6 protein-coding genes and 2 pseudogenes are annotated in these 7807 nt (G+C 41.4%); 6 read left to right on the top strand and 2 right to left on the bottom strand.

Features of this window, described 5'->3' with window-relative positions; translation table 11 throughout:
• Positions 1-427 precede the first annotated feature (427 nt).
• Both AC058W_RS14590 and AC058W_RS14585 read left to right on the top strand, forming a co-directional pair.
• On the top strand, positions 428-730 hold the full coding sequence (locus tag AC058W_RS14590; RefSeq protein ID WP_118419948.1) for an STAS domain-containing protein: 303 nt from the start codon (positions 428-430) through the stop codon (positions 728-730).
• 150 nt (positions 731-880) lie between these two features.
• Positions 881-1291, top strand: coding sequence for an ATP-binding protein (locus AC058W_RS14585; protein WP_117677720.1), 411 nt, complete (start codon positions 881-883; stop codon positions 1289-1291).
• Positions 1292-1491: 200 nt separating this feature from the next.
• On the opposite strand, the gene AC058W_RS14580 is transcribed toward AC058W_RS14585, so the two are convergent.
• Positions 1492-3927, bottom strand: a complete 2436-nt coding sequence (locus AC058W_RS14580) for a glycoside hydrolase family 94 protein (protein ID WP_479390241.1) — start codon at positions 3925-3927, stop codon at positions 1492-1494.
• Between the two features lie 378 nt (positions 3928-4305).
• Here AC058W_RS14580 and AC058W_RS14575 point away from each other — a divergent pair, with 378 nt between their 5' ends.
• Positions 4306-5325, top strand: a complete 1020-nt coding sequence (locus AC058W_RS14575; protein WP_479390240.1) for a LacI family DNA-binding transcriptional regulator — start codon at positions 4306-4308, stop codon at positions 5323-5325.
• A gap of 130 nt (positions 5326-5455) precedes the next feature.
• Entirely contained in the window at positions 5456-6109 is a 654-nt protein-coding gene (locus AC058W_RS14570) for a trimeric intracellular cation channel family protein (RefSeq protein ID WP_117677717.1), read from the top strand.
• Positions 6110-6190: 81 nt separating this feature from the next.
• Here the strand turns inward: AC058W_RS14570 and AC058W_RS14565 are convergent.
• A pseudogene (locus AC058W_RS14565) lies at positions 6191-6544 on the bottom strand (P-II family nitrogen regulator); the annotation flags it as partial.
• Here AC058W_RS14565 and AC058W_RS14560 point away from each other — a divergent pair.
• Positions 6542-6796, top strand: a pseudogene (locus tag AC058W_RS14560) (hypothetical protein); the annotation flags it as partial. The pseudogenes AC058W_RS14565 and AC058W_RS14560 sit on opposite strands and share 3 nt — an antisense overlap.
• An 18-nt stretch (positions 6797-6814) precedes the next feature.
• The coding region (locus AC058W_RS14555) for a GGGtGRT protein (RefSeq protein ID WP_118576357.1) at positions 6815-7807 on the top strand (993 nt) is incomplete at its 3' end.

Raw genomic sequence — 7807 nt, 5'->3', positions numbered from 1 at the left:
TAAAGCTGGCAAGTTCTAATTCATATAAAAGAAAATAAAGTGTAAGCGCGTTGAAAGTGCCGTAAACTCAAGGGTTTGCGGCACTTTTGCTATGTGGAGATAAAAAGTACGATTTTAGAACGAAACAGTCTCGGAAAACACAAAAAAATTCGCGTAGCTACCCCGTAGCTACCACCCCGTAGCTACCACCCTGTAGCACACCCGTAGCTACCACTTTAGATACAAAAAAAGCGGCAGATAAGCTCTGCCGCAGGATGTCATTTCTTTATTTTTTCAATTTCATTTTTCGGATCATCAAACGTACATTGCTTTGTTTAGAAACGCAAAAAATTACTTCTTCAAATCTCAGAAAAAATCATGTATAATATAGGCAATATAATTTGAAGGAAATTTAATAGAAATTTTTATAATTTGAAGGGAGAATAAAATGAGTCTTAAGATCGAAAAGCAAAGTGAAGGAACAAAAGATACTGTATTATTATCAGGCAGATTAGATACAACGACGGCGCCGGAACTGGAAGCCTTTATGGAAAAGGAACTGAAAGATACACAGGAGCTTGTATTTGATCTGACGGATCTGGAGTATATTTCATCAGCAGGCTTGCGTGTACTCCTGAAAGTACAGAAATATATGAATAAAAAAGGAGATTTCAAATTGACCCATGTCAGCGAGGTTATAGAGGAAATATTTGAAATTACAGGATTCAGTGATATATTAACAATCGAGTAATTTATAAAAAGGGTTTTGTGATGAGAACAGAACCCTTTTTTGGAATTTGTTAGTGCACTGGTTATTATTAGAGGCAAAAAGAACCAGCTGTATTTCGGAATGATTTTTTAAACACACTCCAGAAAACAACTTGCAGGAAGGAGAAGGGATTTGAAGGATATTACAGTTGAAGCAAAAGTAGAGAACATTGATGTTGTAACAAATTTTGTAAATGATATTTTAGAAGAAAATTGCTGCCCTATGAAGATTCAGATGCAGATAGATGTTGTTATTGATGAAATATTTGGAAATATTTCATATTATGCTTATGGCGCTGATGGTGGAAAAGCTTCGGTACAGGCTGGAATAGAGAAAGGAATGATCGTTCTGGTTTTTATTGATCAGGGAATTCCCTATAATCCGTTGGAGAACAAAGATCCGGATATAACCCTGAATCTGGAAGAGAGAGAAATTGGTGGTCTTGGAATTTATATGGTTAAGAAAATAATGGATGAAGTTTCCTATGAATATATGGATGGACAGAATATCCTGAGAATGAGAAAAAGTTTAAGTAGCAGATAAAATTTTTTCTGAACTTATAGAAAGTTAAAAAACCAGCTATCTGATAATATTTCATCGAATTGCAAAATACGCCAGACGAAATATTGTCATTAGCTGGTTTTACTTTTATGAATTGTACCAAATAGTAAAAGCAGATTGTACATATCTCTTGCTTGCAAAAGATATGTAGTGCTGTACAAGTTTGCGACAGATAGTTTCTATTATCCCATGTATACAGTTACATGATATTCTTTCTTGCCTTCTTCAAATGGAATCAGGCATCCTTCATGTTCTTTTCCGTCTACAACGACTTTCTTAACACCCTTCTGAACATTATCAGGATTTTTAACGTCGATATAATAAACAGCATCTCTGAAAGTTCTGGTAAGTTTGAAATCACCGAAGCCTTCCGGAATACATGGATTGATGCAGAGTCCATCATAGGATGGCTGTACACCCAGGATTGCCTGAGACAGATTCCAGAAAGTCCATGCTGCTGTACCGGTCAGCCAGCTGTTCTTTGCCTGACCATGGAAGACTGCGTCAGCACCTGCAACCATCTGTGAATATATGTACGGCTCTGTGCAATGAATCTCACTTATGCCCTCGATATAGGACGGACAAGTCTTCTTGTAAATCTCAAACGCCCTGTTACCGCGTCCGATTACGGTTTCTGCGATAGAAACCCACGGATTGTTGTGGCAGAAGATACCTGCATTTTCTTTATATCCCGGCGGGTAGGAGGAAATTTCTCCAAGATTCAGATAATACTGGGTATAAGCCGGCTGCAGGATCATAATGCCATATTTCGTATCAAGACGCTCTTTGACAGAATCCAGAGCTTTTTCGGCAAGGCCTTCTTTGACCCCGATTCCAGCCATAACGCAGAAGCCCTGTGGCTCGATGAAAATCTGTCCCTCTTTACATTCTTTGGAACCGACTTTCTGAGATTCGGCATCGTATGCACGGAGGAACCATTCTCCATCCCATCCAGCATCAAGTACTGCCTGATACATCTGATCTACTTCTTTTTCTGCTCTTTCGGCAGCCGCGGTGTCACCTATATGACGGCTGATTTCTGCGAATTCTTTTCCGTATTTTACGAACATACCTGCGATAAATACGGATTCTGCAACAGGTCCTTCAGATGGGCCAGTTGTCTGGAAGGATTCTCCTGGTTCTGTGGAGAAACAGTTCAGGTTCAGACAGTCATTCCAGTCTGCGCGTCCGATCAGTGGAAGTTTGTGCGGCCCGAGATGAGTTGCTGTATATTCGAAAGAACGATGCAGATGCTCATACAGAGGAGCTGCCTTTTCTTTCTGATTATCAAAGTCAACCATTTCATTTAAGATAGAGAAGTCTCCGGTTTCTTTCAGGTAAGCGGAAACTGCTGCAATCAGCCATAACGGGTCATCATTGAAACCGCTTCCGATATCCAGGTTACCCTTCTTGGTAAGTGGCTGATACTGATGATAAGCACTTCCGTTTTCAAACTGAGTGGCAGCAATATCGAGGATACGTTCTCTTGCGCGTTCCGGAATCAGATGTACGAAACCAAGGAGATCCTGACAGGAATCACGGAATCCCATTCCGCGGCCTGTACCGGATTCATAATAGGAAGCGGAACGAGACATATTAAAGGTGACCATACATTGGTACTGATTCCAGATATTTGCCATACGATTTACATGCTCATCGTTACTCTCTACATGATAACGGGAGAGAAGCTTGTCCCAGTAAGCATTCAGCTCGGCAAATGAAGCATCAACCTGTTCGGTTGTCTGGAACTGTCTGAGAATCTTATGAGCGCCGTCCTTGCGGATTACGTTTGGAGCGATAAATTTCTGATTCTGTGGATTTTCGCTGTATCCCAGAACAAAAATAAAATCCTTGGATTCTCCTGCAGAAAGTGTTATATTAATCTGGTGGCTTGCGATTGGATACCATCCGCTTGCAACAGAATTTCTTGCTTTATTCTCCTTTACAGCAACAGGAAAAGCATTTCCGTTGTTCATACCAAGGAAAGCATCTCTGCTTGTATCAAAACCATCCACCGGGCTGTTTACGCTAAAGAAACTGTAATGTCTGCGGCGTTCGCGATATTCGGTTTTATGGTAAATAGTGCTGCCTTCGATCTCAACTTCGCCGATACTTAAATTTCTCTGGAAGTTTGTGCTGTCATCTACGGCATTCCAGAGGCAGAACTCTACATAAGAGAAGAGGGAAAAGGTTTTCGGAACATCAGTTGTGTTTGTGAGAGTCAGTTTATTAATCTCACAGGTTGTGTTTACAGGAACAAAAGCAAGAAGATCAGCTTTTAATCCATTTTTGGAAGACAGAAAACGGCTGTAGCCGATTCCGTGATGGCATTCATAAGAATCCAGTGGTGTCTTGGAAGGCATGGAACCTGGGTTCCAGATTTCTTCTCCATCATGGATATAGTAATATTTTCCGTTGGAATCTACCGGAATATTGTTGTAGCGGTAACGGGTGATACGAAGAAGTTTGGCATCTTTGTAGAAGCTGTATCCGCCACAAGTGTTAGAAATCAGGGAGAAAAAGTCCTGAGATCCCAGATAGTTGATCCATGGAAGCGGAGTATCTGGGGTAGTGATGACATATTCTTTGGCGTTGTCATCGAAATAACCGAATTTCATAAGAAGTCCTCCTGTTTTATTATGATTTTGTGTCAGTTGTTTTAAATATACAGAAAATTCAAACACGAAAACGAATAAGTTTAGAATAAAAACAGACGATTATCGTGGCATTACTGCTATTTGTCTCTAGTATAGCGGAAGACAGTGATAAAATCAATTGTTTTACAGAAAAATAAGTGTCAAAAAATAAGAGGGTATTTTCGTTAAAATGATGAATTGGATTTGTGATAATGGAAAAATATTGGGTGTTAAAATTGTGCAATCATACAAAAAATATAAAAGATGCACAAAAAAATGAATTGCAAGCTTGAAAATTTGTGCGAGTAGTTATACAATGGAAGTACGAAAACGATTACGAAAATTTTAGGAGGCATACCTATGGTTTCGATGAAAGAAATTGCGAAAAAGTGTAATGTCTCTGTGGCCAGTGTCAGCAAAGCATTGAACGGTTATTCCGATATCAGTGAGGAGACGAGGAAGCTGATCTTACGAACTGCTTCGGAAATGGGCTATCTTCCTAATTCCTCTGCGAGAACGTTAAAGACGAAGAGAAGCTATAATATCGGAGTCATGTTTGTTGATGAAGCGGCCAGTGGACTTACTCATGATTATTTTAATCATGTGCTGGAAAGCTTCAAAAGGACCGCAGAGGAGAAAGGGTACGATATTACCTTTACGAGCGGAAAAATTTCCGGACAGAACCTAAGCTATTACGAACATTGCCGTTACAGAGGGGTAGATGGAGTTGTGATCGCGTGTGTGGATTTCTATGCAGATGAGGTACAGGAGCTGATTCGTTCGGAAATTCCGGTGGTAACGATCGACCATGTGTTTGATGGAAATATTGCAGTTGTTTCCAATAATACGCAGGGAATGGAAGAGCTTGTTTCGTATGTTTATGAGCAGGGACACAGACGCATTGCTTATATTCATGGAGATAATACTTCTGTAACCCGTATGAGACTTTCTGGCTTTTACAGAACCTTGCAGAGACTGGGAGTAGAGATACCGGATGATTATATTAAGGAATGTCCTTACAGAGATGCGGATACCGCTGCAATGGTGACAGGGGAGCTGTTAGATCTTCCGTTGCCGCCGACCTGCATTCTTTATCCGGATGATTATGCTGCGATAGGTGGAATTAATGAGATCAGGGAGAGAGGACTTCGCATTCCGGAGGATATTTCTATTGCAGGGTATGATGGAATCACGATCGCGAAGATTCTGGAACCTAAGCTGACTACACTTTGTCAGAATACGGTTGCAATTGGCAGAATCGCAGCGGAGAAACTGATCGATCTGATTGAGAACCCGAAGACGACATTGATCGACCGATTCACAGTAGATGGTACTTTGTTTAAAGGAGCATCCGTAAAACAGTTGTTGCCGGATAAGTAAAATATTATGCGGGATATTGCCAGCGAACAGTAATATATGTTATTCTGGATATTAGAGTCAGAAGAAGAGGAAGAATGTCTTTTGGCTCTGATATTATGTTAAAGAAAAATAATCAGGAGTTAAATTAGATATGGATTATCAGTCAATCATGACATTTATTATGGAAATGGCAGGTACGATCGCGTTTGCAGCTTCCGGAGCAATGGTAGGAGTAGAGCGTAATATGGATATTTTTGGCGTCAGCGTTCTTGGAGTAGCAACTGCGGTGGGAGGCGGCATGATCAGAGACGTGGTGCTGGGGGTCATTCCACCGGCTGTATTTACAAATCCGGTATATGCACTTGTATCTGTGCTTACCTCGTGCATTGTTTTCTTTATTTTTTATTTTAAGAGAGAACTTCTGGAAGGACACAGGCGTGAGACATACGATAAGTTTATGCTGGTGCTGGATTCTGTGGGACTTGGTATTTTTACGGTAGTGGGTGTTAATGCAGGAATCCGCCAGGGTTATATGGATAATGCGTTTCTGCTTGTGTTTCTTGGAACGATCACAGGAGTTGGCGGCGGTCTGCTGCGTGATATGATGGCAAGTGTGCCGCCTTATATTTTTGTAAAGCATATTTATGCCTGCGCTTCTATTATCGGTGCGATCGTATGCGTGTACATGAATCGTTTTGTGGGAAATGTAGAGGCTATGGTAGTGTCATCGGTGGTAGTAGTGTTGATCCGTTATCTTGCGGCTCATTATCACTGGAATCTGCCGAGATTGTCACCGCGGAAATAACAAGAAAAACCCAGGAAATGATTTTGTATCAATTTCCCGGGTTTTTCTTGTTTTATTTGGATATTTATTATGAGTGGAGGCCTATTTAGTATCCTGGAGAGCGAGATAACCTTCTTCTCCGGTACGGATCTTCACTACATTTTCGATATCATATACGAATACTTTACCATCACCAATCTCACCTGTGTGAAGGACAGCTTTTGCAGTTTCAATGACTTTCTTAACAGGTACGAGGCTGACAACGATTTCAATCTTGATCTTCGGAAGAAGATTCATTTCCATCTCAACACCACGGTAGTAAGCAGGAGCACCTTTCTGTACACCGCATCCTAAAACGTTTGTGATTGTGATACCGGTAACGCCGATCTCATTCATTGCCTGCATAAACTCATCAAGTTTGTTCTGACGTGTGATGATAACGACTTTTGTAAACTTCGTTCTCAGGTTGGTACAATGTATGGAACTCTGAAAAAAGGACCTCGTTACCTTGAAATGGCAGAAGGTTATGTAACAGGTATTGCTCTTGATGCAGATGATGAGATCATCGGATATCAGTTCGTAAGCCTTGGAAAAATGACTGATTTCATCAAAAAAGGCGATGACCCGAATACTGCATGGGAAAAAGCAAAAGGTCAGTACGGCCGTGTTGCAGACGCTGTTAAAATTATCGACCCAAGAAAAGAATAATTTAGGAGGTAACAGGAAATGGCTTTATTTGAATCATATGAGAGACGAATTGACAAGATCAATTCTGTTTTAAACAGCTATGGCATTGCTTCTATCGAAGAAGCTGAGAAAATCACAAAAGACGCAGGTCTTAATGTTTACGATCAGATCAAAGGCATTCAGCCGATCTGTTTTGAGAACGCTTGCTGGGCATATACAGTAGGTGCTGCGATCGCAATCAAAAAAGGATGTAAGAAAGCAGCAGATGCAGCAGCAGCTATCGGTGAAGGACTTCAGGCATTCTGTATTCCTGGATCCGTTGCTGATACACGTAAAGTAGGTCTTGGACATGGTAACCTTGGCAAGATGCTTCTTGAAGAAGAAACAGAGTGCTTCTGCTTCCTGGCTGGACATGAGTCCTTCGCAGCAGCTGAAGGTGCTATCGGTATCGCTGAGAAAGCTAACAAAGTTCGTCAGAAACCATTACGTGTTATCCTGAACGGTCTTGGTAAAGATGCTGCTCAGATCATCTCCCGTATCAACGGCTTTACATATGTAGAGACAGAATACGATCCATACAAGAACGAAGTTAAAGAAGTATTCAGAAAAGCATACTCCGAAGGACTTCGTGCAAAAGTTAACTGCTACGGCGCTAACAGCGTTCCGGAAGGTGTTGCTATCATGTGGAAAGAAGACGTTGACGTTTCTATCACAGGTAACTCCACAAACCCGACACGTTTCCAGCATCCGGTTGCAGGTACATACAAGAAAGAACGTCTTGAAGCAGGTAAGAAATACTTCTCAGTTGCTTCCGGTGGTGGTACAGGACGTACACTTCACCCGGACAACATGGCAGCAGGTCCAGCTTCCTACGGTATGACAGATACATTAGGACGTATGCACTCTGATGCACAGTTCGCTGGTTCTTCTTCTGTACCGGCTCACGTAGAGATGATGGGTCTCATCGGCGCTGGTAACAACCCGATGGTTGGTATGACAGTTGCAGTAGCTGTTTCCATTGAGGAAGCTGCT

Source organism: Blautia sp. CGZ-1-C1 (assembly GCF_056504575.1).
Note: the sequence above shows the minus strand (reverse complement) of the source record. Positions and strands in the feature narration are given on the sequence as shown.